Source organism: Achromobacter sp. HNDS-1, from assembly GCF_040084795.1.
GTDB classification, from domain to species: Bacteria; Pseudomonadota; Gammaproteobacteria; order Burkholderiales; family Burkholderiaceae_B; genus Achromobacter; species Achromobacter ruhlandii.
Map to the genome: position 1 here is coordinate 5,808,168 of NZ_CP157584.1, position 22,447 is coordinate 5,830,614.

Consider the following 22,447-nt stretch of genomic DNA (forward strand, 5'->3'; position numbering starts at 1 on the left):
GCGTCGCAACACTGATTTCATACCTACAGCAATAGCAACAGGAGACAGGACATCATGAGCAGTATCGCGTTTATCGGTTTGGGCAACATGGGCTCGCCCATGGCATTGAATCTGGTCAAGGCCGGTCACAGCCTGACGGTGTTCGACCTGGTGCCGGCGGCGGTCAAGGTGCTGACCGATGCGGGCGCCAAGGCGGCGGCCTCGGCCGCCGAAGCGGTCAAGGGCGCCGAGGTGGTGATCTCGATGCTGCCGGCCAGCAAGCACGTCGAAGGCCTGTACCTGGACCAGGACCTGCTGGGCAAGATCCCGTCCAGCGCGCTCGTGATCGAGTGCAGCACCATCGCGCCGGACTCGGCCCGCAAGGTGGCGCAGGCCGCCGAGGTGCGCGGCATCGCCATGATCGACGCGCCGGTCTCGGGCGGCACCGGCGGCGCGGCCGCGGGCACGCTGACCTTCATCGTCGGCGGCCAGACCGCCGCGCTGGAGCGCGCCCGTCCGGTGCTGGAAAAGATGGGCAAGAACATCTTCCACGCCGGGCCCGCGGGCGCCGGCCAGGTCGCCAAGATCTGCAACAACATGCTGCTCGGCATCCTCATGGCCGGCACCTCCGAGGCGCTGGCGCTGGGCGTGGCCAACGGCCTCGATCCCAAGGTGCTGTCGGACATCATCGCCAAGAGCTCGGGCCGCAACTGGGCCACCGAGCTGTACAACCCGTGGCCCGGCGTGATGGAACACGCCCCGGCCTCCAAGGGCTACGCCGGCGGCTTCGGCGTCGACCTGATGCTCAAGGACCTGGGCCTGGCGGCCGAGGCGGCGCTGTCGGCGCGCGCCTCGATCCCGCTGGGCGAGCTGGCGCGCAACCTGTACTCGTTGCACAGCGCGGGCGGTTCGGGCCGGCTGGACTTCTCCAGCATCGTCAATCTGGTCAAGCGCGACCAGGACTGACATGGCCGCGCCCGCGACTTGCGTCGATCCGGCCGGGCGGGTCCAGGCGAGCTTCGAGCGGCAGAGCATCATGCGGCTGCTCGGCGCCAGCCTGGACGTGGTCGAGCCGGGCAGGGTGGACATCGCGCTGCCGTACCGCGCCGACCTGTGCCAGCAGAACGGCTTCCTGCACGCCGGCATCTCCACCACCATCGCCGATTCGGCCGGCGGCTATGCCGCCTTCAGCCTGTTCCAGCCTGGCGAGGACGTGCTGACCTCGGAGTTCAAGATGAACTTCCTGGCGCCCGCCAAGGGCGAGCGCTACGTGGCCAGCGGCCGCGTGGTCAAGCCGGGCAAGCGCCTGTCGATCTGCCAGGTCGAAGTGCATGCCTACGAGGGCGAACAGGCCACGCTTTGCGTGATAGGCTTGCTCACCGCGGTGCGCGTGACGCCGCGTTGAGCCGCTGGCGGCGGCCGTCCGCCGCCAGCCTTGTCGCGCCTTGAACGGGTCCACGGCAATGCCTTCCAAAGAACATCACCGGATATTCCGCAGCAACTGGCTGCGCGCGGCCGTGCTGGGCGCCAACGACGGCATCGTCTCGACCGCCAGCCTCATCACCGGCGTCGCCGCGGCCCAGGCCTCGCACGAGGCGGTGCTGACCTCGGGCCTGGCCGGCCTGGTGGCCGGGGCGCTGTCGATGGCGGCGGGTGAATACGTCTCGGTGCGGTCGCAATCCGATATCGAGGCCGCCGACCTGCGCATGGAGCAGCGTTCGCTCAAGCGCAATTCTGGCGAAGAGCTGGAAGAACTCATCGAGATCTATGTCGAGCGCGGCCTGTCGCGCGACCTGGCCGAGCAGGTGGCGCGGCAATTGACGCGCCATGACGCGCTCGACGCCCATGCGCGCGATGAGTTGGGCATTTCCCTGCACAATCGTGCCCGTCCGGTGCAGGCGGCGGTGGCGTCGGCGGCCTCGTTCGCCGGCGGCGCGGCTTTGCCGCTGGCCGTTGCCGCGGTTGCGCCGCTGCCGCATCTGATCAGCTGGGTGATCGTGGCGTCAGTCGCCTGTCTGGCCTGTCTGGGGGCCCTGGCGGCAGGCGCCGGGGGCGCGCCCAAGGGGCCGGCGGCATTGCGGGTGACCGTGCTGGGCGCGCTGGCGATGGCGGTGACGGCGGGCGTGGGCGCCATGTTCGGCGCCGTTGTCTGAGGGGCGCTGGCGGCGACGGCCGCGCGGATCGGGTCCGCGGGCCGGCAACCGGGCGGCGTGCGTCAGGGGGTGAGGGAGTACGGCAGCGGGGCGGCCGCGATGCGCGGGCCGTCCGCCGAGGCCAGCCGCAGATCGCCTTCCGGCAGGGCGGCCAGGGTGGTTTCGAACAGCACCGACACGGTGTCGTGCGCGCGCGAAGCATCGACGATGCGGCCGATGGGCTCGCCCGGCTGGGTGGCGTCGAATACGTCCTGGCCCGCCAGGCTTTCAGTGGAGAGGTCGGCGCCGGCAATGGTGCCAAAGGCCATGCGGCGCTTGACCGTGCCGCGGTAGTGGCTGCGCGCCACCACTTCCTGGCCCGGATAACAGCCCTTGGTGAAGCTGACACCCTGGATCAGGTCCAGGTTGACCGTTTGCGGAATGAAGACGTCCTGGGTGGCCGTGGTGATCCAGGGAATGCCGGCGGCCAGGTCGGCGGCGTGCCACTGGGCGGGCGGGACCTGGCCGAGCACGGGCGCCAGCGGCGCCGCGGCCTCCAGCTGGGCGTCGGAAGCGACCCACCACCAGCGCAACGTGGCGTCGGCCGAGGGCGCGGCGATCCAGGTGCCGGAGGGCAGTTCGGCGCGTTGCCACGGCGTGCGCGGCAGCGCGCCGGCGCCGGCTTCCAGCGCGGCCAGTTGCGCCGGCGCGGCCTGCACGCCGGTCACATGGAGGGAGGCGGCGGCCAGCTTGACCTTGGCGCGCAGCACGAACATGGACAGACGCTTGATCAGGGCCGCGGCCAGGTCCTGGCGCACCAGGCCGTACAGGCGCGGCGCGTCTTCGGCCGGATCGGCGCCGCGCCACATCACCAGCGTGGCCAGCAGGCGGCCCTTGGCGGTGCAGTAGCCGGCCAGGCGGGCGGCGTCGGCGGGCAGGCCGGTGACGTCCTGCGTCAGCTGGCCGTGCAGGAAGGTCAGCGCGTCGGCGCCGCTGGCGCTGAAAACGGCGAAATCATCCAGGGGAGCGCATTGCGCGCAACCTTCGGCGCGCGCCGGGATCGAAGAAAAGAAAGCATGCATGGCTGCGTGGGCCCGTGACTGATCATCAAAGGCTTGATGATAGCTGTGTTCTCCTCCTGGCAGGCCCATGCCCGCGCGGGGCAAAGGGGCGCGCGGCGCGCTCCGGCCCTCGTTTTGCCCCGCCAGGTTCGCGCGATCCATTAAACTTCCCGGACTTATGAAGAAGCGACTCCGTTTTTACGTCTTGTGGTCATTCCTGCTCATCGTGCTGGCCGCCGCCGCGGCTGCCGGCGCCGCCTGGCATTGGATGCACCGGCCTATCCACCTGTCGGCCGACAGGATCGATTTCGTGGTGGACCCGGGCAGTAGCCCGCGCACGGTCGCGCGCGCGCTCAATGCGGCCGGCGTGCCGGTGTGGGAGCCGGGCTTCGTATGGATGGCGCGCCTGTCCGAGCAGGACAAGCTGATCAAGGCGGGCGGCTACCAGGCCATCAACGGCGACACGCCCTGGCTGCTGCTGCAGCGCATGGCGCGCGGCGACATGACCCAGCGCCAGATCACCTTCCTGGAGGGCTGGACCTTCCGCCAGATCCGTCAGGCGCTGCGCGAGAATCCCGACGTCAAGCAGACGCTGGGGGACATCAGCGACGAGGCCCTGATGGAACGCCTGGGCTCGGACATCAAGCACCCGGAAGGCCTGTTCTTCCCCGACACCTACATCTTCACGCCGGGCAGCACCGACTTTGACCTGCTGCGCCGCGCCTATCAGGAAGGCCAGCGCATCCTGGACGACACCTGGGCCAAGCGCCAGTCCGACCTGCCGCTGTCCACGCCCTACGAGGCGCTGGTGCTGGCGTCCATCATCGAGAAGGAAACCGGTCATGGCCCGGACCGCCGCCGGGTCGCGGGCGTGTTCGCCAACCGCCTGAAGATCGGCATGCTGCTGCAGACCGATCCCACCGTCATCTATGGCATGGGCGACGCCTACCAGGGCCGCATCCGCAAGCGCGACCTGCAGACCGACACGCCCTGGAACACCTACACGCGCCCGGGCCTGCCGCCCACGCCGATCGCGGCCGCCGGCCGCGCGGCGCTGTTGGCGGCGGTGCAGCCCGAGCAGCACAAGTTCCTGTTTTTCGTGTCGCGCGGCAACGGCACCAGCGAGTTCTCGGTAAACCTGTCCGAGCACAACCGCAACGTTTCCCGCTACATCCTGGGCCAGACCCCGGCGGCCCGCCCGGCGCCGGCCGGCAGGCCGCCCGCGCCCGCCGCGCCCACCCCCGCCGGCGCACCGGCCCAGGAGGCGGCACCCACCCCCGCGCCGGACAGCGATCCGGCGCCAGCACAAGGACAAGAGCAATGACCTCACGCGGACGCTTCATCACGCTGGAGGGCGTGGACGGCGCCGGCAAGAGCACGCACACGCAATGGATCGCCGAATTCCTGCGCGGCCAGGGCCTGGAAGTGGTGTCGACGCGCGAACCCGGCGGCACGCCGCTGGGCGAAAAGCTGCGCGCGCTGGTGCTGACCGATCCGATGGGCCTGGATACCGAAACACTGTTGATGTTCGCGGCCCGCTGCGAGCACCTGCACCAGGTGATCGAGCCGGCGCTGGCGCGCGGCGCCTGGGTGGTGTGCGACCGCTACACCGACGCCACCTATGCCTATCAGGGCGGGGGCCGCGGGCTGGGCGCCGCGCGCGTGGCCGCGCTGGAAACCTGGATGCAGGCGGGCCGGCCCGATCGCACCTGGCTGTTTGACGTGCCGCTGGAAGTGGCGCGCGCCCGCCTGGCCGACGCCCGCGAGCCGGATCGCTTCGAGCGCGAAGGCGCCGCTTTCTTTGAACGTACCCGCGCGGCCTACCAGGCCCGCGCCGCGGCCGAACCCGACCGCATCCGCGTGATCGATTCGACCCGGGCGATTGCCGAGATCCGGCTGGAGCTCGAAGCCGGGCTGCGCGAGCTGGTGGCGGACCGTCCATGAGCGCGCCCCAGTTCCTGCCCTGGCAGATGGAAACGGCGCGGGCCTGGCTCGGCAATCGCGAGCGTTTCGCCCATGCCTGGCTGGTGCATGGCCTGGCCGGCATCGGCAAGCTCGATTTCGCGGTGGCGGCCGCCGCCAGCCTGCTGTGCGAGACGCCGCAGGACGGCCTGGCCTGCGGGCATTGCGCCGCCTGCGCCTGGTTCGCCAGCGGCAACCACCCCGATCTGCGCCGCATCCGGCCCGAGGCCGTGGCGGTCGAGGAGGGCGCCGACGCCGCCGAGTCCCCGGAAGACGCCGAGCCGGCCGCCGGCGCCGCCAAGAAGGCGCCGTCCAAGGAAATCCGCATCGACCAGATCCGTTCGCTGGAATCCTGGTTCAACACCGCCACCCATCGTGGCGGCTGGCGCGTGGCGCTGTTGTATCCGGCGCACGCGCTGAATGTGGTGTCGGCCAACGCCTTGCTCAAGGTGCTGGAAGAGCCGCCGCCGCACACGGTGTTCCTGCTGGTGGCGGACGCGCCCGATCGCCTGCTGCCGACGCTGGTGTCGCGCTGCCGGCGGTTGCCGTTGCCGGCGCCGGACCCCGATACCGCGCTGCAATGGCTGCGCGACCAGAACGTGGAGCCCGCGCGCGAATGGCTGGCCGCCGCCGGGGGCGCGCCGCTGGCGGCGCTGCGCCTGGCGCAGCATGCGGAAACCGCATGCCCGCCCTGGCTGACGCAGTTGGTCGGCCCCTTGGCCAAGGGCCAGACGCCTGACGTGGGCACCTTGGCCGAGGCCTTGGAAAAGGCCGCGCCCGCTGAGTGGATCGACGCCCTGCAGCGCCTGTACACCGACCTGATGCTGGCCGCTGCGGGCGCGCCGGTGCGTTATTTCCCGTCGCTGGCGGCGGCCGTGGCCGAGGTGGCCGGACGCATGAACACCGCGCGCGCCGCCGAAGCCGCGCGCTGGCTCACGCGTCAGCGCGCGCTGGCCACGCATCCCCTGAACGGCAAGCTTTTCGCCCACGCGACGTTGCAGCGCGTGGTGCTATCCTGCCAGGCATAACCCGCCGCGACGCCGTCGCCCGCCCGGCCTGTCCGGCGGCGGGGGCGTCGCGGCCTCCCTGATCCAAGCCTCATGTACGTCGATTCACACTGCCATTTGAACTTTCCCGAGCTGGCGGCCGACCTGCCCGCGATTCTCGAGCGGATGGCCGCCAACCAGGTGACCCACGCGCTGGTGGTCAGCGTCAACCTGCCCGAGTGGCCGGGCCTGATGTCGCTGGTCGAGCCGCAGGCCAACCTGTGGGCCTCGGTCGGGGTGCATCCCGACTACGAAGACACCCCCGATCCCGAATCCGAGGAATTGGCGCGCCTGTCGGCCCACCCAAAGGTCGTGGCGATCGGCGAGACCGGGCTGGACTATTACCGCCTGTCCGAGCCGCTGGACTGGCAGCGTGAACGTTTCCGCCGCCACATCCGCGCCGCGCGCGATACCGGGCTGCCGCTGATCGTGCACACGCGTTCGTCGGCCGAAGACACCGTGCGCATGCTGCGCGAGGAACGCGCGGCCGAGGTCGGCGGGGTGATGCACTGTTTCACCGAGACCTGGGAAGTGGCCCAGGCCGCGCTCGACCAGAATTTCCATATCTCGCTGTCCGGCATCGTGACGTTCAAGAACGCGCATGTGGTGCACGAGGTGGCCGCCAAGGTGCCGCTGGACCGCCTGCTGATCGAGACCGATTCGCCCTACCTGGCGCCGGTGCCGTACCGGGGCAAGCTCAATGATCCGTCCAAGGTGATCCACGTGGCCGAGAAGATCGCCGAACTGAAGGGGATCAGCGTGGCCGAGGTGGCACGGGCCTCCACGAATAATTTCTTTAATCTTTTCAGTAAGATAAAGAAATAATCTAAAGTCAAATATCTAAAGTAAATTATCAGGATTGCCATGGTTGCCAGCACTGTGTTCTCCCGCCGCCGACTCGCCTCGCACTGCCGTGGCGCGCTGCTGGCGCTGTGCGTCGCCGTGTCGGCGCCGGCCCTCGCCCAGGCGGCCAATCCGTCGGACTGGTGGGTCTATGTCGCCAACGACTACACCGACGAGATCAAGGACCTGCTGGCGCAGGGCGCCGACCCGAACGTGCGCTATCGCAACGGCCAGCCGGCCATCATGCGGGCGGTGGCGGACGGCGCGTGGAAGGTCTTCGACGTGTTGGCGGCTCATCCTCGCACGGACGTGAACATCGAGAATCCGGCCGGCGAAACGCCCTTGATGTACCTGGCCATCGCGGGCCAGGTGGAGCGCGCCCGCGCGCTCATGGCGCGCGGCGCACAGGTCAACCGCCTGGGATGGACACCGCTGCACTACGCGGCGTCGAAGGGGCAGTTGGCCATGGCGCAATTGCTGTTGCAGAACAAGGCGATGGTGAACGCGCCGGCCCCCAATGGCGAGACGCCGCTCATGATGGCGGCGCTGTCGGGCAACAAGCCGATGGTGGACCTGCTGCTCAAGGCGGGGGCCGACGTCACCACGCTCGACACCAAGGGCCAGGACGCGGCCGACTGGGCGACGACCGGCAAGTCCACCAAGCTGGCCGCCGAACTCAAGACCCTGATCGCACAGCAGGAAGCGGCCAAGCGGGCCCGCCGCGCGAGCGGGCCGGCCGAGCCGGAGCCTGACGCGGTCGACGCCGCGGCGGCGCCGCCAGCCGATGCGCCCGCGCCGCTGGACGCGCCGCCGCCCGCCGCGCCGCCGCCCCTGGCGCCGGCGCCGGAAGCCAGCCCCAAGTCTTCGTCCAGCGTCGGCGGGGTGTCCGGCGTGCGCCTGAACAACTACGACAAGCCTGCCACGCCCTGAGGCCCCTGCCTGGCTTGTCCCGAAACCCGCCTCGTGGCGGGTTTTTTATTGGCCGTTGCCGGCGGCGGGTTCGGGGTTTTCCCTGTGAATTCTCATTGGGTGGGAAAAATTTCAACGTTTAACACCATAAGTTGATAATCTGCGGCCATCAAACCTGGAGTGCTTGTTGATGGATCAGTCGGTAGGGGCGGGCGCGGACCGCGTGCTGTACGTGTTGGCCACGCTGGCCCGGCACGACGGTCCCCTGAGCATCGCCGCGTTGGCGGAAAAGACCGGCCTGGCCCAGAGCACGCTGTATCGCCAGGTCGCGCTGCTCAAGCGCTGGGGTTTCGTCGCCGAACATGAGGGTGAATACGGCCCCGGTCCGCTGTGCGTGCAACTGGCCTGGGGTTTCGACCAGTCTTCGTTCCTGATCCATGAGGCGCAGCCGGACATGGCGGCGCTGGCCGCCGCGTCGGGCGAGACCATCGGCTTGCTGGTGGCGGTCAAGGACCAGGCCGTGTGCCTGGACATGGTCGAGAGCCAGCACCCGTTGCGCTGTTCCTTCACCAAGGGGCGCGGCCTGCCGCTGGCGCGCGGCGCTTCCGCCAAATCGCTGCTGGCCTTCATGCCGGCGGCGCGCCTGCAGGCGGCGCTGGCCGTGCTGGCGCGCGAATCGGGCGTCGACCCGGCGCGCCTGGCCGACGAACTGGAAGCCATCCGTGCCCAGGGTTATGCCGTGACCGACAGTGAGGTCGATGCCGGCGTCTGGGGCGTGAGCGTGCCGATCTTCCAGCGCGCCAACCAGGCGGTGGCCTCGATCACCCTGATGGCGCCGTCGACCCGCGCGGCCCAGCGGCCCCAGGCCTTCATCGACTTGACCGTCGCCGCCGCCCGCCGCATCTCGGGCAAGTTGCAGGCGCACTGACCCCGCGCCTATCCGGATTCCTCGCTGTCCCCGCCATTGCCGCCTCATCTCTAGATCACCCGTTACGCCGCATCGATCGCCGTATCCGCATCCACCTTCTTCTTTCAGGATTTGCCATGACCACTCGCCGCACCCTGTTGACCGCCGCCCTGACCCTGGGCCTGGCCTGGAGCATGGGCACCGCCCACGCCCAGGAAACCATCCGCGCCGTGACCGACGCCACCTTCCCGCCCATGGAGTTCGTCAAGGACGGCAAGCGCACCGGCTTTGACATCGAACTGGTCGAGGCCCTGGCCGCCGCCATGGGCAAGAAGGTCGAATGGATCGACATCGACTTCAAGGGCCTGATTCCCGCCCTGCAGGCCGGCCGCGCCGACATCGCCGTGTCCGCCATCTACATCACGCCCGAGCGCAGCAAGGTGGTGGATTTCACCGACCCGTACTACGCCGGCGGCCTGGTCGTGCTGACCAAGAAGGACGGCCCGGTCAAGACCCTGAAGGACCTGGACGGCCGCAAGGTGTCGGTGCAGGTGGGCACCAAGTCGGTCAACTACCTGAAGGAACACTATCCGTCGGTACAGCGCGTCGAGGTCGAGAAGAACCAGGAGATGTTCAACCTGGTGCAGATCGGCCGCGCCGATGCCGCCGTGACCGGCAAGCCGGCCGCCAAGCTGTTCGCCCAGAGCACCACCGACCTGACCGTGCTGGCCGACCAGGTCACCACCGAGGACTACGGCATCGCCGTGCCCAAGAACAAGCCGGAACTGACCCGCGGCCTGAATGAAGCGCTGCAGAAGATCAAGGCCGATGGCAGCTACCAGGCCATCGTCAACAAGTGGTTCGAGGCGCCCGCGAAATGAACCTGGATTTTGCTCCCGTCTTCGCCGATTTCGACGCGTTGCTGCGCGGCGCGGTGGTCACCATCGAGGTGACCGCCGGCGCCTTGCTGCTGGGCTGTGTCATCGGCCTGCTGGTCGGCGTCGGCCGGCTCAACCCGCAGCGCAGCATCATCTACAACCTGTGCAGCGTCTACCTGCTGTTCTTTCGCGGCACGCCGCTGCTGGTGCAGTTGTTCATCTGGTTCTTCGGCCTGCCGCAGTTCGGCGTGACGCTGCCGGCGTTCGCCTGCGGCGTGCTGGGCCTGGGCATGTATTCCGGCGCCTACGTGTCGGAAATCGTGCGCGGCGCGATCCAGTCGGTCGACCGCGGCCAGACCGAGGCGGCCCGTTCGCTGGGCATGTCGTCGGGCCAGGCCATGCGCATCATCATCCTGCCGCAGGCGGTGGTGCGCATGATCCCGCCGCTGGGCAACGAGTTCATCGCGCTGATCAAGAATTCGGCGCTGGTGTCGCTGTTGACCATCCATGACCTGATGCACGAAGGGCAGAAGATCATCAGCGTGTCGTACCGCTCGCTGGAAACCTATCTGGTGGTGGCGCTGATCTATCTGGTCCTGACCACGGCCGCCATGTTGATACTGCGCAGGATCGAGCAACGCCTGCGCGCGGGGGGGATGGTGCAATGAACGCCGCGAATCCGAAAGAAATGATCCGCATCCGCGGCCTGCAGAAATCCTATGGCGACCACGCCGTGCTGCGCGGCATCGACTTCGATGTGCTGCCGTCGCAGGTGGTGGTGGTGATCGGCCCCAGCGGCTCGGGCAAGAGCACCTTGCTGCGTTGCTGCAACGGGCTGGAAGTGGCCCAGGGCGGCACCGTCGAGATCTGCGGCCAGATGCTGCAGAACGAGGGCGAGCAGTTGCCCGAGGCGGCGCTGAACCGCCTGCGCATGCAGGTCGGCATGGTGTTCCAGGGCTTCAACCTGTTCCCGCACCTGTCGGTGCTGGACAACGTCACCGTCGGGCCGCGCACGCTGCGCGGCATGGGCCGCGACGAGGCCAACGCGCTGGCCGAAGACCTGCTGCGCAAGGTCGGCCTGGCGCAGAAGATGGCGGCCATGCCGGCCAGCCTGTCGGGCGGCCAGAAGCAGCGCGTGGCGATCGCCCGCGCGCTGGCGATGCAGCCCAAGGTCATGCTGTTCGACGAACCGACCTCGGCGCTGGACCCGGAGCTGGTGGGCGAAGTGCTGCAGGTCATGAAGCTGCTGGCGCGCGAAGGCATGACCATGATGGTCGTGACCCACGAAATGGGCTTTGCCCGCGACGTGGCCGACGTGGTCGCGGTGATGGACGGCGGCGTGATCCTGGAATCGGGCGCGCCCGAGGTCATCTTCAGCCAGCCGCGCGAGGCCCGCACCCGCGAGTTCCTGCAGGCCGTGCTGAGCACGGGGCAGGGGGCGGCATGACGGCGGCGCAACTCGACCGGAGCCTGTGGACCGCGCGCGACGACAGCGCCGAGCGCGGCGACACGCGCCGCCTGGCGCACATCGTCGAGCCGGCCGCCGGCCAGGCGCCGGCGGCGGGCGAGCCGGTGCTGCTGGGATTCGCCTGCGATGCGGGCGTGGCTCGCAACCAGGGCCGCGTCGGCGCGGCCGCCGGCCCGGCCGGCATCCGCAAGTACATGGCCGGCCTGCCGGCGCATGGCCTGACGCGCCTGCTGGACGCGGGCGACGTGGCCTGCGAAGGCGACCAGCTGGAAGACGCGCAGGAGCGGCTGGGCCTGGCGGTGGCCGACCTGTTGCGCCAGGGCGCCCGCCCGGTGGTGCTGGGCGGCGGTCATGAGATCGCCTGGGGCAGCTTCCAGGGCCTGGCGCGCTGGCTGGCGGACCGCGGCGATGAGGGCCCGGTGCTGGTGCTGAACCTGGACGCGCATTTCGATCTGCGCACCGGCCGGCCGGGCAGTTCCGGCACGCCGTTCGACCAGATCGCGCATTACTGCGAGGCACAGGGGCTGGCGCTGCAATACGCCTGCCTGGGCGTGTCGCGGCTGGCCAATACGCCGGCGCTGTACGCGCGGGCGGCCGAAGTGGGCGCGGTGTGGGTCGAGGACCGCGACATGCAGGAACGCCACCTGGCGGCGCGCCTGGCGAACGTCGACGCCTTGCTGGCGCGGGCCCGCCACGTCTACCTGACCATCGACCTGGACGTGCTGCCGGCGGCGGTGATGCCGGGCGTGTCGGCGCCGGCGCCCTATGGCGTGCCGATGGCGGTGATCGAGGAGATCGTGCTGCGCGTCAAGGCCAGCGGCAAGCTGCGCCTGGCCGACATGGCCGAGTACAGTCCGCGCTTCGACATCGACGGCCATGGCGCCCGCGCGGCGGCGCGCCTGGCCTGGCAACTGCTGTCCGCCTGACACGGTCCGCGGCGCGAGATCCGCCGCGGACTTCCGGCCCGCCGTCATGGCCGCTCGCGCGGCGCATGGCGGCGGGCTTTTTCACGCCTGCGGCGCGGCCAGCGGGATCGACATCTCGTGGTGGAAGAGATTGTCGGGATCGACGCTGCGCTTGGTGGCGATCAGCGCGGCGGTCTTGTTGCCGTAGTACAGGTCGAGCCACTGCGGATCGACGTGGCTGTGGCTGGCGTCGGTGTACTTCATGTCGGTGTCGGGGTAATTGATGTAGCACCCCTCGAACGGCGAGCCCGGCTGGTTGCTGGGCTTGCCGCCGTACTGCGCGAAGTACTCGTCGTACAGGTCGGCGATCCACTTGATGTGGAAGGCGTCCTGGGCCGGATCGGTCCAGTACACCTGGAACTGCGACTTCAGCAGCGACGAGCGCTGGCATACGCTGGTCGGGTTGGTCGTCTCGTCGTTGCGGTTGATGCGGCCGCCGTACGAGTCGATCTGCACCAGCGCCTGATTCAGGCGCGGGTCGTCCGAGCCGTTCAGGTATTCCCAAAGGGCCATGATCTCGACGTCGCTGAAATTGGCCTTGTGATAGGCGGACTTGTACTTGCCGCGCTGGTTGCTGCCCGAGCCGTTGATGCTCTGCGTCAGCCACAGCCAGTCCATCTTCTGCGCATCGTTGACCGCATGGGCCAGCAGCCGCGGCGCCGGATGGACCACGCGGTGCGACGGGCCGTACCAATGCGTGGACAGGTTGACGGCGGGCGCGGCGCTGGCCGCCGCGTTCATGGTGGCGACGAAGTCCAGGAACGGCTGGTCGCGCGCGCCGCCGACCTTGCCGTCCTTGCCGGTGTACTGGATGCTCAGCACCACGTCGCCGGTCGAGCGGTGCTGCACCTTCAGCAACGTGAACAGGCCGCCGTTGGCCTTGGCCGGGTCGGGGCTGTTCCAGTCGGCGTCGTGGTCGGCGAACCACTGCCAGTAGGCGCGCATGAAGCGCGCGAAGTTGGCGCGGCCCGTGGCGCCGGCGCCGAAGCTGGCCCAGGGGTAGGACAGCGACAGCCAGTAGGCTTCCTGCGGCGCGGCGGGCAGGTCGGCGTAGTAGTAGGTCAGGATGATGCCGTAGTTGCCGCCGCCGCCGCCGCGGCAGGCGATGAAGAGGTCGCGGTCGGCGCCGGCGCTGTGCAGGTTGACGTGCTTGGCGACCAGCTTGCGCGAACCCGGGCCCTGCGGCACCAGGATGTCCACGCCCGAGAGCCAGTCCACCGTCAGCCCGTGCAGGCGCGACAGCAGGCCGTAGCCGCCGCCGACGATGTGCCCGCCCGAACCGACCGAATAGCACGAGCCGCCGGGCAGGGTGCGGTTGGCGGTCTTGTACAGGTCCAGGTAGCCGTCCCAGTTCTGGTTGCCGGACGCGGCCGCGAAGCGGTAGCGCGCGGCGGGGTTCCAGGGCGAGGGGATGTCGCCGGCCTCGCGGTAGCGCAGGCCGGTCATCAGGCTCAGGTCGATGATGGCCAGCGGCTGGCCGTGGTCCTCGGGCAGTTTGTTGGCCACGAAGCCCTCGTAGCAGTGGCCGCCGCTGCGTACCGTGATGCGGCAGCCCTGGGCCAGCGCGGCGTTGGCCGCGTCGAGCACGTCCTGCGGGGTCTTGCAGACGTAGATGGCGTTGGCGCCCTGGCCCGTGGCGGGGAAGCGCAGGTTGAAACCCTTTTGCAGGGTCGCGTAACGCGGGTCATTGCTGTCAATCAGGGAAAAATCCGACATGCGCACCTCTATGGTTGATTTTCATGAGTGCAGTGATGCAAGCGGGGGGCGCCCGCCGGCAACGCGGGATGACAAGCTTTGGAACGCCGCCGGTGCCGGGTACCGCTGAAACCGGGGCCGGTTGATTCTGGGTCAAGTGGATGACGGTTTCAAGCAAGGTGCGACAGCGTTCCGGCGGCGGCTGACACACGGATGCGATGGAGCGGCGGCGCGGGAAGGGGACGGGCGGGGCCAGGGCGTGTCGCAAGTCACGCGGCGGAAAGTTGTCCGGCCTGGTGGTCCCCCGGTGGATGTCGGCCGGGCCGTGCGGGCTGGACGCTGCTGGCGCGCGGGGCTAGGATAGGCGCAGCGTTTCGGCAGGCTCGGCAACGCTCGCGGTCTCCGTTTTCATATTGTGTCCCCAATTAATATTTTTTCATAAAATACGGGGACGCAATAAGGATATGGATAAAATGGCGCAACTTTGTCAGGAGAGCATGTCCATGTCTCAAACTCCCACCCATGCCTTGCCGTCTTATCTGAATGCCGACGATCTCGGCCCCTGGGGTAATTACCTGCAACAAGTCGACCGGGTCACCCCGTACCTCGGTTCGCTGGCGCGCTGGGTCGAGACCCTGAAGCGCCCGAAGCGCTCGCTGATCGTCGACGTGCCGATCGAGCTGGACAATGGCAGCGTGGCCCACTTCGAGGGCTACCGCGTGCAGCACAACACCTCGCGCGGCCCGGGCAAGGGCGGCGTGCGTTTCCACCAGGACGTGACCCTGTCGGAAGTGATGGCGCTGGCCGCCTGGATGTCGGTCAAGAACGCCGCGGTCAACCTGCCGTACGGCGGCGCCAAGGGCGGCATCCGCGTCGACCCGCGCAAGCTGTCGCAATCCGAACTCGAGCGCATGACGCGCCGCTACACCTCGGAAATCGGCGTCATCATCGGCCCGTCCAAGGACATTCCCGCCCCTGACGTGAACACCAACGCCCAGACCATGGCCTGGATGATGGACACGTACTCCATGAACGAAGGCTCGACCGCCACCGGCGTCGTGACCGGCAAGCCGATCGCGCTGGGCGGCAGCCTGGGCCGTGTCGAGGCCACCGGCCGCGGCGTGTTCGTGGTCGGTTGCGAAGCCGCGCGCGACCTGGGCATCGACGTGTCCAAGGCGCGCGTGGTGGTGCAGGGCTTCGGCAACGTGGGCGGCACCGCCGCCCGCCTGTTCCATGAAGCCGGCGCCAAGGTCATCGCGGCGCAGGACCACACCGGCACGGTGCACAACGCCGCCGGCCTGGACGTCCACAAGCTGCTGTCGCACGTGTCGCAGCATGGCGGCGTGGGCGGCTTCTCCGGCGGCCAGGCCCTGGACAAGAACGAGTTCTGGACGCTCGAAACCGAATTCCTGATCCCGGCGGCCCTGGAAAGCCAGATCACCGCCGACAACGCCGCCAAGGTGCGCGCCAAGATCGTGGTGGAAGGCGCCAACGGCCCGACCACGCCGGAAGCGGACGACATCCTGGCCGAGAACGGCGTGTACGTGGTGCCGGACGTGCTGGCCAACGCCGGCGGCGTGACGGTGTCGTACTTCGAATGGGTGCAGGACTTCTCCAGCTTCTTCTGGAGCGAGGACGAAATCAACCAGCGCCTGGAACGCATCATGCGCGAGGCCTACGCCTCGATCGCGCAGGTGGCCAGGGAGCACAAGGTGACGCTGCGCACCGCCGCCTTCATCGTGGCTTGCACGCGCATCCTGCAGGCCCGCCAGGTGCGCGGCCTGTACCCGTAAGTCCTGCTGGCGCCGGGCCAGGCCCGGCGCGCGGAGGAGCCAGAGGAAGACAGGAAAACCGCCCCGACAGGGGCGGTTTCCATTTTGGGCCGCGGAGTGGGCGGGGCGCGTCGCTTACGGCGGGATGGCGGCCACCGGCGCCGCCGGCCGGAACGCGCGGGTCCTCACGACTTGGGCAGCAGTTCCGGCTTGAGGATGCCGCGCAGGTCCGAGTACGGAATGCTCAGTTCCGGTTCGCCATGCGAGTAGGGGGCGATCGAGTAGGCGTCGTACTTGACCACGATGCCGTCGCGCGTGAGCGCGAAGTTGTCGCTTTCCTGGAACGGCCACATCTTGTTATAGGCCGCCGGGTCGCGCTTGGCGTCGCTGTTGCCGGCCAGCCACTTGGCGTGGGCCTGCCGCAACGCGGCGACGTATTCGGCGCGGCGCCCGGGAATCAGCGCTTCGTCCAGCGCCATGACGCGGCCGCGGCTGCGTTCCCAGTTCAGGTACTGGGTGGCGGGAATGCCGTGCGCGGCGCCGGTCAGGAACTGCTCGGTGTGCAGCTCGATCGAGACGATGTCGCCCACGGTGTCCTTGACGCTGGCCTTGAAGTAGGTGGCGTCGCGCGGCCGCGCGGTGGACCAGAAATATTGCGTGTATTCCGACAGCGTCTCGTACGGGCCGCGGCGATTGGCGTCGGTGCCGGTCATGTAGGCCAGTACGTGGTCGACCAGCGCGCTCAACTTGGGGATGCCGGGAAAGGCCACGCTGTCGATCTCGATGCGCGGGCAGTCGCCCTTGCAATCGGGCTTGTTGGACGCCCACTTGATGCGCTCGGTGGCCAGGTCGCCGATCTTCTCGGGCGTGGCCGTGCTGGCGGCCGCCGTCGGCGAGTCCAGGGTGATGTTGGCGGGGGGCGAACTGCCGCAGCCGGCCAGGGCCAGCAGGACGGCTCCCAAACCCGCGGCGGACAGGCCGCGCGGCTTGCGGGGAAGACGCATTGAACTACCTCCAGAAAACCCGGCCGCGCCCGCGGGCGCGACCGTCCGACTTAAACCCGTGGCGCCTCAGGGAACGACCGCGGTCCATTCGGGCGTGGAGAACTTTTCGGCGGCCTGGGCCTCGGCCTGGGCCAGCGTGGCCGCGCCCACTTGGCCCGGCGTCAGCCGGTGCAGGCTGGCGAAGGTGTCCACCATGCGCTGGATGATGACCTCGCGCGCCAGCCCGGTCTGGGTGCGCAGCGGGTCCACGCGCTTCTTGGCGCTGGTGGTGCCCTTGTCCGACAGTTTCTCGCGCCCGATGCGCAAGACTTCCACCATTTTATCGGCGTCGATGTCGTAGGACATAGTGACGTGGTGCAGCACGGCCCCTGCGCGGCGCGCCTGGGCGGCGCCGCCGATCTTGCCGATGTCCGAGGCGATGTCGTTGAGCGGCTGGTACCAGGCCTTGATGCCCAGGCCCTGCAGCGCCTGCAGTACCCAGGCGTCCAGGAAGGCATAGCTTTCCTGGAAACTCATGCCGTGCACCAGCGCCTGCGGCGCGCTCAGCGAATAGGTGATGCTGTTGCCGGGCTCGATGAACATGGCGCCGCCGCCGCTGACGCGGCGCACGACCTCGATGCCGTGGCGCCGGGCGCCCTCGGGGTCGACCTCGTTCTTGAGCGATTGGAAGCGGCCGATCACGACCGCGGGCGCCGACCATTCCCAGATGCGCAGCGTGGGCGGGCGGGTGCCGGCGCCGACTTCGTCGGTGATGACGGCATCCAGCGCCATGTGCAGCGCGGGGCGTTGCGGCGCTTCGTGGATCAGCTGCCAGTCGTAGTCGTTCCAGTCGGTGCGCGTCATGCCAGCGCCCTCCGCAGCACCACCGCCACGGCCTCGGCCGAGAAGCCGAACATTTCGGTGTCGGGCGGTAGCGCCGACTGCACGGCCAGCGCCAGTTCCAGTTCGCCGGCGTCGGCGGGCAGGCCGTTCAGGCCGCGGTTGATGGCTTCCAGCGCCTCGGGCGGTTCGAGGAAGAAATCACCGCTGATGCGGACATCGGCCAGGCGGCCGTCGCGGACTTCCAGGTCCGCGACCACCAGCTTGCCGCCGGGGACTTTGTATTCGCCGTGCATGGGCGCTCCTTTGTGTATCAGGCCTGGCGCCGGGGGCGGCGCTACAGGCTCAGTTTCATGCCGTCATGGCTGGCCACGAAGCCCAGGCTTTCGTAGAAGCGGCGGGCGTCGGGCCGGGCGCGGTCGGTGGTCAGCTGCACCATGGCGCATCCCTGCGCGCGGCACTGCTCGATGGCCCACTCGAACATGGCGCGTCCCAGGCCCTGGCCGCGCGCCGACGAGGCGATGCGCACGCTCTCGATCTGTCCGCGCCATTGGCCCAGCCGCGACAGGCCGGGTATGAACGATAACTGCAAACAGCCGATCAGGCGCGCGTCGCGCTCGACCACCGCGAAGAACTGGTTCGGGTCCTGCTCGATGGCGGCAAAAGCCGCAGTGTAGCGGGGGTTGAGCGGAACCGAGGGGTCTTCGCGCCTGGCGCCGAGTTCGTCGTCGGCCAGCATGGCGACGATGGCGGGCAGGTCGCCCGCGCGCGCGCGGCGGAACCGTAGCGGGGAATCGGTCATGGCGGCCTCGCTCAGCGCACGTTCTGGGCGGTCTGGCCGAACAGGATGCGGCGCGACTCGTCGTCGCTGACCGACGGCGCGGTGTTGACCTTGTCGGCCAGCGCGTAGGCGCGCTGCACGGCCGGACGCGCGGCGATGGCGTCGAACCAGCGCTTCAGGTGCGGGAAATCGTTCAGGTCCTGGCCCTGCTTGGCGTGCGGCACGATCCAGGGGTAGGACGCCATGTCGGCGATGGAGTAGTCGCCGGCGACGAACTCGCGGTCGGCCAGGCGCTTGTTCAGCACGCCGTAGAGGCGGTTGGTTTCCTTGACGTAGCGCTCGATGGCGTAGGGGATGCGCTCGGGCGCGTAACCCGAGAAGTGGTGGTTCTGGCCGGCCATGGGGCCCAGGCCGCCCATCTGCCAGAACAGCCATTGCGAGACCTCGGCGCGGCCGCGCAGGTCGGCGGGCAGGAAGCGGCCGGTCTTTTCGGCCAGGTACTGCAGGATGGCGCCGGACTCGAACAGCGACAGCGGCGCGCCGCCGTCGGCGGGCTGCTGGTCGACGATGGCCGGAATGCGGTTGTTGGGTGCGATGGCCAGGAATTCGGGCTTGAACTGGTCGCCCTTGCTGATGTTGACCGGGTGGATCTCGTACGGCAGTCCGGCTTCTTCCAGGAAAATCGTGATCTTGTGGCCGTTCGGGGTGGTCCAGTAATAGAGATCGATCATGGGGATTCCTCAGCGTCTTGGCGCCGCCGGCCACTGCCGGCGGATTGGAAGGTCCATGATAGCGGCGCCCCGGGCGGGCGGCCGAATACCCGGGGGCGCGGTGCGGGTTTGGCGCCCGGCCCCGTTCAGGCCGCGCCGGGCCGGGCGCCGCCGCGCAGGCGCCACTGCCAGTTCAGGCTGACGCCGGCGGCCGCCAGGAAGATCATGGCCACGCCCAGCACCTGGGTGGCGTCCATGCGGTGGCCGTACACCACCAGGTCCAGCAGGATCGCCACGGCCGGATAGATGAAGCTGAGCGCGGCGGTCGAGGTGGTCGGCAGCTTCTGGATCGCCGAATACATCAGGATGTACATCAGGCAGGTGTGGATCAGGCCCAGCGCCACCAGGTAGCCCCATTGCAGCGGGGCCGAGGGCAGCGCCTGGAAGTCGGCCATCGGCAGCAGCATCACCGCGCCCAGCGTCACCTGCACCAGCGCCAGCACCTGCGGCGGGATGCCCTTCAGGCGCTTGACGATGACGGCGGTGACGCCGTAGAGCGCCGCCGCGCCCAGCCCCAGCAGCAGGCCCGACAGATAGGCGTCGCCGCCGCTGTGGTCGGTGAGCTTGAGCACCAGCAGCAGGCCGGCGAAGGCGATCACCGACCAGGCCAGCTTGCCGCGCGTGGGCCGTTCGCCCAGGAACAGCGCGCCCAGGCCGATCAGGAAGAAGGGCTGCACGTTGTAGACGGCGGTGGCCAGCGAGATCGACGCCAGCCGGTAGGCCGAGAACAGCAGCACCCAGTTCAGCACCAGCGCGGCGCCCGCGGCCAGGGCCAGCGCCAGGGTGCGGGCCGTGAACAGGCCGGGCTTGAGCAGGCCGCGCGCCCAGCAATACAGGAACAGCGACAGGGCGCCGAAGACGCAGCGGAAGAACACCACGTTCCAGGCGCTCTGGCCGGATTCCAGGACGAACACGCCCAGGGTGCCGGACAGGGTCATGGCGGCGGCCATCTGGGCCAGGCCAACGCGATCGGATGAGGGGGACATGGAAGGCTCCAGGGGACCATGCGGTCCGTGATTCGATGGAGAAATTATCCCAGGCCGATCGGGCCGGTTATATGATGTTGCTGCGGCAGTTTTGTGTTTGAACCTTCGTTCGGGTGGAATTTATGCAGAATGACCTAAAGAATGAAAATCCAGTCCTGGACGGCATCGACCGCCGCCTGGTGGAGATGCTGACGGCCAATGCGCGCACCACCACCGCCGACCTGGCGCGCCAGGTCGGGATGTCCGCGCCGAGCGTGGCCGACCGCCTGCGGCGGCTGGAGGAATCGGGGGTGATCCGCGCCTACACGCTGGACGTCGATCCGGTGGCGCTGGGCTACACGCTGGAGGCCATCGTGCGCATCCGGCCGCTGCCCGGACAGTTGCGGCGCGTCGAGGGGCTGATCCAGGAAATTCCGGAATTCGTCGGATGCGACAAGGTCACGGGCGATGACTGCTTCATCGCGCGGGTGGTGCTGCGTTCGATCACGCATCTGGACGGCATCCTGGAACGCGTGACCGAGTTCGCCGAGACCAACACCGCTATCGTCAAGGCGCACACCGTGCGCCGCCGGCTGCCGCCGTTGCGTTGAACGGGCGCGGCGGAATCGGGCGCGTCGCCGGCGCGAGGGCCAGCGCGGCACGTCCTGCGGCGGCGCCAGGATCCGGGCGCGGCTGGCGGGCTTGGCAGCCGTCAGGCGGCCGGCGCGGCCAACGCGCGGACGATGTCGTCCTTCAGCCCGGCCGGCGTGTCGGTGGGGGCGTAGCGCTTGATCACCTGGCCGTCGCGGCCCACCAGGAACTTGGTGAAGTTCCACTTGATGCCCTCGGTGCCGAAGACGCCGGGCTTTTCGCCCTTGAGCCAGCGGTACAGCGGGTCGGCGTTGGCGCCGTTGACGTCGATCTTGGCGAACAGCGGGAAGGTGATGTCGTACTGCGTGGTGCAGAAGTCGAGGATCTCGGCCTCGTTGCCCGGCTCCTGGCGGCCGAACTGGTCGCAGGGAAAGCCCAGCACCGTCAGGCCGTCGTCGCGCAGGGCGCGGTACAGTTCTTCCAGGCCCGAATACTGCGGCGTGAAGCCGCATTTCGAGGCCACGTTCACCACCAGCAGCACCCGGCCGCGGTAGGCGGCCAGCGGCTGGTCGGCGCCGTGGATGTCGCGGGCCGAGAAATCGTAGATCGTGCTCATGCGGGCTCCTTGGGTCAGGCGTCGGAACGGGACGAGGCCAGCGCGCCGGTTTGCGGCGGCCGCGCCATCCCGGCGTGGCGCCCATAGTAGCGCGTGCCCCACAGGGTCAGCAGCAACACCGCCGCGGTGATGGCCGCCGACATCCACGGCAGGTCGGTCAGCGGCAGGCCGTGGCCCAGCGCCAGGCTGCCGAGCCAGGCGCCGCCGGCGTTGCCCAGGTTGAAGGCGCCCTGGTTCAGGGTCGAGGCCAGGTTGGGGGCCTCGGCCGCCTGGTCGACGATCAGGGTCTGCAGCAGCGGCACCACGGCAAAGCCGAGCGTGCCCCAGATGAAGGTCATCACCAGCATCGGCGCCAGCGCGTGGATGGCCTGGCTGAGCGCCAGGAACACCAGCAGCAGGCCCAGGAAGATGCGGCGCAGCGACACTTCCAGGTTGCGGTCGCCCAGCTTGCCGCCGAGCGTGCTGCCCACCGTGAGGGCCACGCCGAACAGCAGCAGCACGCCGGTCACGCCGCGTTCTGACACGCCGGTGATGTCGCGCAGGATCGGCGCGATGTAGGTCAGCACGCAGAACAGCGCGGCCGAGGCCAGCACGCTGGCGAGCAGCGGCCACAGCACGCGCACGTCGCGCAGCACGCGGAATTCACGCAGGATGTTGCCGGGCTGCATCGGGATGCGGCCGGGCAGCCACGCCGCCAGCGCCGCCACCGCGACCAGCCCGATGCCGCTGACCACCCAGAAGGTCGAGCGCCAGCCCGCCACCTGGCCCAGCGCGGTGCCCAGCGGCACGCCCAGCACGTTGGCCAGCGTCAGGCCGGTGAACATCAGCGCGATGGCGCTGGAGCGCTGGTGGCGCGGCACCAGGTCGGCCGCCACCACCGCGCCGATGCCGAAAAAGGCGCCGTGGCAGAAGGCGGTGAAGACGCGCGCGGCCATCAGCGTGCCGTAGCCGGGCGCGAGCGCACAGAGCAGGTTGCCCAGCACGAAGGTGCTGGCCAGGCCGATCAGCGTGGCCTTGCGCGGCAGACGCGCGGTGATGATGGCCATGATGGGCGCGCCGATCACCACGCCCATGGCGTAGCCCGTGATGAGCAGGCCGGCGATGTCGATGCTGACATCCAGGTCGGCGGCCACGTTGGGCAGCAGGCCCATGATGACGAATTCGCTGGTGCCGATGCCGAAGGCGGCGGCGGCCAGCGCGATGAGATGCAGGGGCATGGAAAACCGGGGAGAAAACCGGGCGCTGGGGGCCGCGGCGGCAGGGAAGGGAGCGTGGATTTTAGAG

General features: G+C 69.1%; 25 protein-coding genes. 15 read left to right on the forward strand and 10 right to left on the reverse strand.

Annotated elements, in window-relative coordinates; all coding sequences use genetic code 11:
- Positions 1–54: 54 nt before the first annotated feature.
- The 3 genes from mmsB to ABFG95_RS26860 are packed head-to-tail and all read left to right on the forward strand — an operon-like array spanning position 55 to position 2,132.
- Positions 55–945, forward strand: a complete 891-nt coding sequence (gene mmsB / locus ABFG95_RS26850) for a 3-hydroxyisobutyrate dehydrogenase (RefSeq protein WP_049074205.1) — start codon at positions 55–57, stop codon at positions 943–945.
- A 1-nt stretch (position 946) separates the two neighbouring features.
- The gene (locus tag ABFG95_RS26855; RefSeq protein ID WP_049074202.1) at positions 947–1,384 is read left to right on the forward strand and encodes a PaaI family thioesterase; all 438 of its coding nucleotides are present in this window, start codon (positions 947–949) and stop codon (positions 1,382–1,384) included.
- Positions 1,385–1,442: 58 nt separating this feature from the next.
- Positions 1,443–2,132: a VIT1/CCC1 transporter family protein gene (locus tag ABFG95_RS26860; RefSeq protein ID WP_054416184.1), complete on the forward strand. Its 690-nt coding sequence runs from the start codon at positions 1,443–1,445 to the stop codon at positions 2,130–2,132.
- A gap of 62 nt (positions 2,133–2,194) precedes the next feature.
- Here ABFG95_RS26860 and ABFG95_RS26865 read toward each other — a convergent pair whose 3' ends face one another.
- The gene (locus tag ABFG95_RS26865; RefSeq protein WP_278992101.1) at positions 2,195–3,193 is read right to left on the reverse strand and encodes a folate-binding protein; all 999 of its coding nucleotides are present in this window, start codon (positions 3,191–3,193) and stop codon (positions 2,195–2,197) included.
- 157 nt (positions 3,194–3,350) lie between these two features.
- Between ABFG95_RS26865 and mltG the strand changes: the two genes are divergently transcribed.
- The 10 genes from mltG (at position 3,351) to hutG (ending at position 12,111) form a co-directional block, all read left to right on the forward strand.
- Positions 3,351–4,496 carry an endolytic transglycosylase MltG gene (gene mltG, locus ABFG95_RS26870; protein WP_059270157.1) on the forward strand — a complete coding sequence of 382 codons (1,146 nt, stop codon included), beginning with the start codon at positions 3,351–3,353 and terminating at the stop codon, positions 4,494–4,496.
- Positions 4,493–5,116, forward strand: coding sequence for a dTMP kinase (tmk, locus tag ABFG95_RS26875; RefSeq protein WP_049074197.1), 624 nt, complete (start codon positions 4,493–4,495; stop codon positions 5,114–5,116). The genes mltG and tmk overlap by 4 nt, the downstream gene beginning before the upstream one ends.
- Entirely contained in the window at positions 5,113–6,162 is a 1,050-nt protein-coding gene (holB, locus tag ABFG95_RS26880) for a DNA polymerase III subunit delta' (RefSeq protein WP_059270159.1), read from the forward strand. Before tmk ends, holB begins: the two co-directional genes overlap by 4 nt.
- 72 nt (positions 6,163–6,234) lie before the next feature.
- Complete coding sequence (locus tag ABFG95_RS26885; RefSeq protein WP_348995106.1) at positions 6,235–7,005, forward strand: TatD family hydrolase; 771 nt, start codon at positions 6,235–6,237, stop codon at positions 7,003–7,005.
- Positions 7,006–7,044: 39 nt separating this feature from the next.
- Complete coding sequence (locus ABFG95_RS26890) at positions 7,045–7,953, forward strand: ankyrin repeat domain-containing protein (RefSeq protein ID WP_313658891.1); 909 nt, start codon at positions 7,045–7,047, stop codon at positions 7,951–7,953.
- Between the two features lie 166 nt (positions 7,954–8,119).
- On the forward strand, positions 8,120–8,860 hold the full coding sequence (locus ABFG95_RS26895) for an IclR family transcriptional regulator (protein WP_348995107.1): 741 nt from the start codon (positions 8,120–8,122) through the stop codon (positions 8,858–8,860).
- A gap of 116 nt (positions 8,861–8,976) precedes the next feature.
- On the forward strand, positions 8,977–9,720 hold the full coding sequence (locus ABFG95_RS26900) for a transporter substrate-binding domain-containing protein (RefSeq protein WP_049074185.1): 744 nt from the start codon (positions 8,977–8,979) through the stop codon (positions 9,718–9,720).
- On the forward strand, positions 9,717–10,385 hold the full coding sequence (locus tag ABFG95_RS26905) for an amino acid ABC transporter permease (protein WP_049074183.1): 669 nt from the start codon (positions 9,717–9,719) through the stop codon (positions 10,383–10,385). Before ABFG95_RS26900 ends, ABFG95_RS26905 begins: the two co-directional genes overlap by 4 nt.
- Positions 10,382–11,164 (forward strand): amino acid ABC transporter ATP-binding protein, encoded by a 783-nt coding sequence (locus ABFG95_RS26910; RefSeq protein WP_049074181.1) that lies wholly within the window; start codon positions 10,382–10,384, stop codon positions 11,162–11,164. The genes ABFG95_RS26905 and ABFG95_RS26910 overlap by 4 nt, the downstream gene beginning before the upstream one ends.
- Positions 11,161–12,111: a formimidoylglutamase gene (gene hutG, locus ABFG95_RS26915; protein ID WP_059270165.1), complete on the forward strand. Its 951-nt coding sequence runs from the start codon at positions 11,161–11,163 to the stop codon at positions 12,109–12,111. Before ABFG95_RS26910 ends, hutG begins: the two co-directional genes overlap by 4 nt.
- A gap of 81 nt (positions 12,112–12,192) precedes the next feature.
- On the opposite strand, the gene ABFG95_RS26920 is transcribed toward hutG, so the two are convergent.
- Complete coding sequence (locus ABFG95_RS26920) at positions 12,193–13,866, reverse strand: BBE domain-containing protein (protein WP_348995108.1); 1,674 nt, start codon at positions 13,864–13,866, stop codon at positions 12,193–12,195.
- Positions 13,867–14,348: 482 nt separating this feature from the next.
- Between ABFG95_RS26920 and ABFG95_RS26925 the strand changes: the two genes are divergently transcribed.
- Positions 14,349–15,638: a Glu/Leu/Phe/Val dehydrogenase gene (locus tag ABFG95_RS26925; RefSeq protein ID WP_049074175.1), complete on the forward strand. Its 1,290-nt coding sequence runs from the start codon at positions 14,349–14,351 to the stop codon at positions 15,636–15,638.
- A 164-nt stretch (positions 15,639–15,802) separates the two neighbouring features.
- Here ABFG95_RS26925 and ABFG95_RS26930 read toward each other — a convergent pair whose 3' ends face one another.
- From ABFG95_RS26930 to ABFG95_RS26955, 6 genes are all read right to left on the reverse strand, one after another.
- Positions 15,803–16,621 carry an RsiV family protein gene (locus ABFG95_RS26930; RefSeq protein ID WP_059270173.1) on the reverse strand — a complete coding sequence of 273 codons (819 nt, stop codon included), beginning with the start codon at positions 16,619–16,621 and terminating at the stop codon, positions 15,803–15,805.
- A 66-nt stretch (positions 16,622–16,687) separates the two neighbouring features.
- Positions 16,688–17,464 carry a biotin/lipoate A/B protein ligase family protein gene (locus ABFG95_RS26935; protein WP_049074166.1) on the reverse strand — a complete coding sequence of 259 codons (777 nt, stop codon included), beginning with the start codon at positions 17,462–17,464 and terminating at the stop codon, positions 16,688–16,690.
- Positions 17,461–17,736 carry a lipoate protein ligase C-terminal domain-containing protein gene (locus ABFG95_RS26940; RefSeq protein ID WP_006385315.1) on the reverse strand — a complete coding sequence of 92 codons (276 nt, stop codon included), beginning with the start codon at positions 17,734–17,736 and terminating at the stop codon, positions 17,461–17,463. Before ABFG95_RS26940 ends, ABFG95_RS26935 begins: the two co-directional genes overlap by 4 nt.
- 41 nt (positions 17,737–17,777) lie before the next feature.
- A complete protein-coding gene (locus tag ABFG95_RS26945; RefSeq protein ID WP_054416173.1) occupies positions 17,778–18,242 on the reverse strand; it encodes a GNAT family N-acetyltransferase in 465 nt (154 codons plus the stop codon).
- An 11-nt stretch (positions 18,243–18,253) separates the two neighbouring features.
- Positions 18,254–18,952 carry a glutathione S-transferase N-terminal domain-containing protein gene (locus ABFG95_RS26950; RefSeq protein ID WP_054504306.1) on the reverse strand — a complete coding sequence of 233 codons (699 nt, stop codon included), beginning with the start codon at positions 18,950–18,952 and terminating at the stop codon, positions 18,254–18,256.
- A 125-nt stretch (positions 18,953–19,077) separates the two neighbouring features.
- Positions 19,078–19,977, reverse strand: a complete 900-nt coding sequence (locus tag ABFG95_RS26955) for a DMT family transporter (protein WP_054416171.1) — start codon at positions 19,975–19,977, stop codon at positions 19,078–19,080.
- A 122-nt stretch (positions 19,978–20,099) separates the two neighbouring features.
- Here ABFG95_RS26955 and ABFG95_RS26960 point away from each other — a divergent pair, with 122 nt between their 5' ends.
- Positions 20,100–20,567 carry an Lrp/AsnC family transcriptional regulator gene (locus ABFG95_RS26960; protein WP_049074160.1) on the forward strand — a complete coding sequence of 156 codons (468 nt, stop codon included), beginning with the start codon at positions 20,100–20,102 and terminating at the stop codon, positions 20,565–20,567.
- Between the two features lie 101 nt (positions 20,568–20,668).
- On the opposite strand, the gene ABFG95_RS26965 is transcribed toward ABFG95_RS26960, so the two are convergent.
- Positions 20,669–21,163 (reverse strand): glutathione peroxidase, encoded by a 495-nt coding sequence (locus ABFG95_RS26965; protein WP_049074158.1) that lies wholly within the window; start codon positions 21,161–21,163, stop codon positions 20,669–20,671.
- Positions 21,164–21,177: 14 nt separating this feature from the next.
- Entirely contained in the window at positions 21,178–22,380 is a 1,203-nt protein-coding gene (locus ABFG95_RS26970) for an MFS transporter (protein WP_059270179.1), read from the reverse strand.
- Positions 22,381–22,447: the final 67 nt, after the last annotated feature.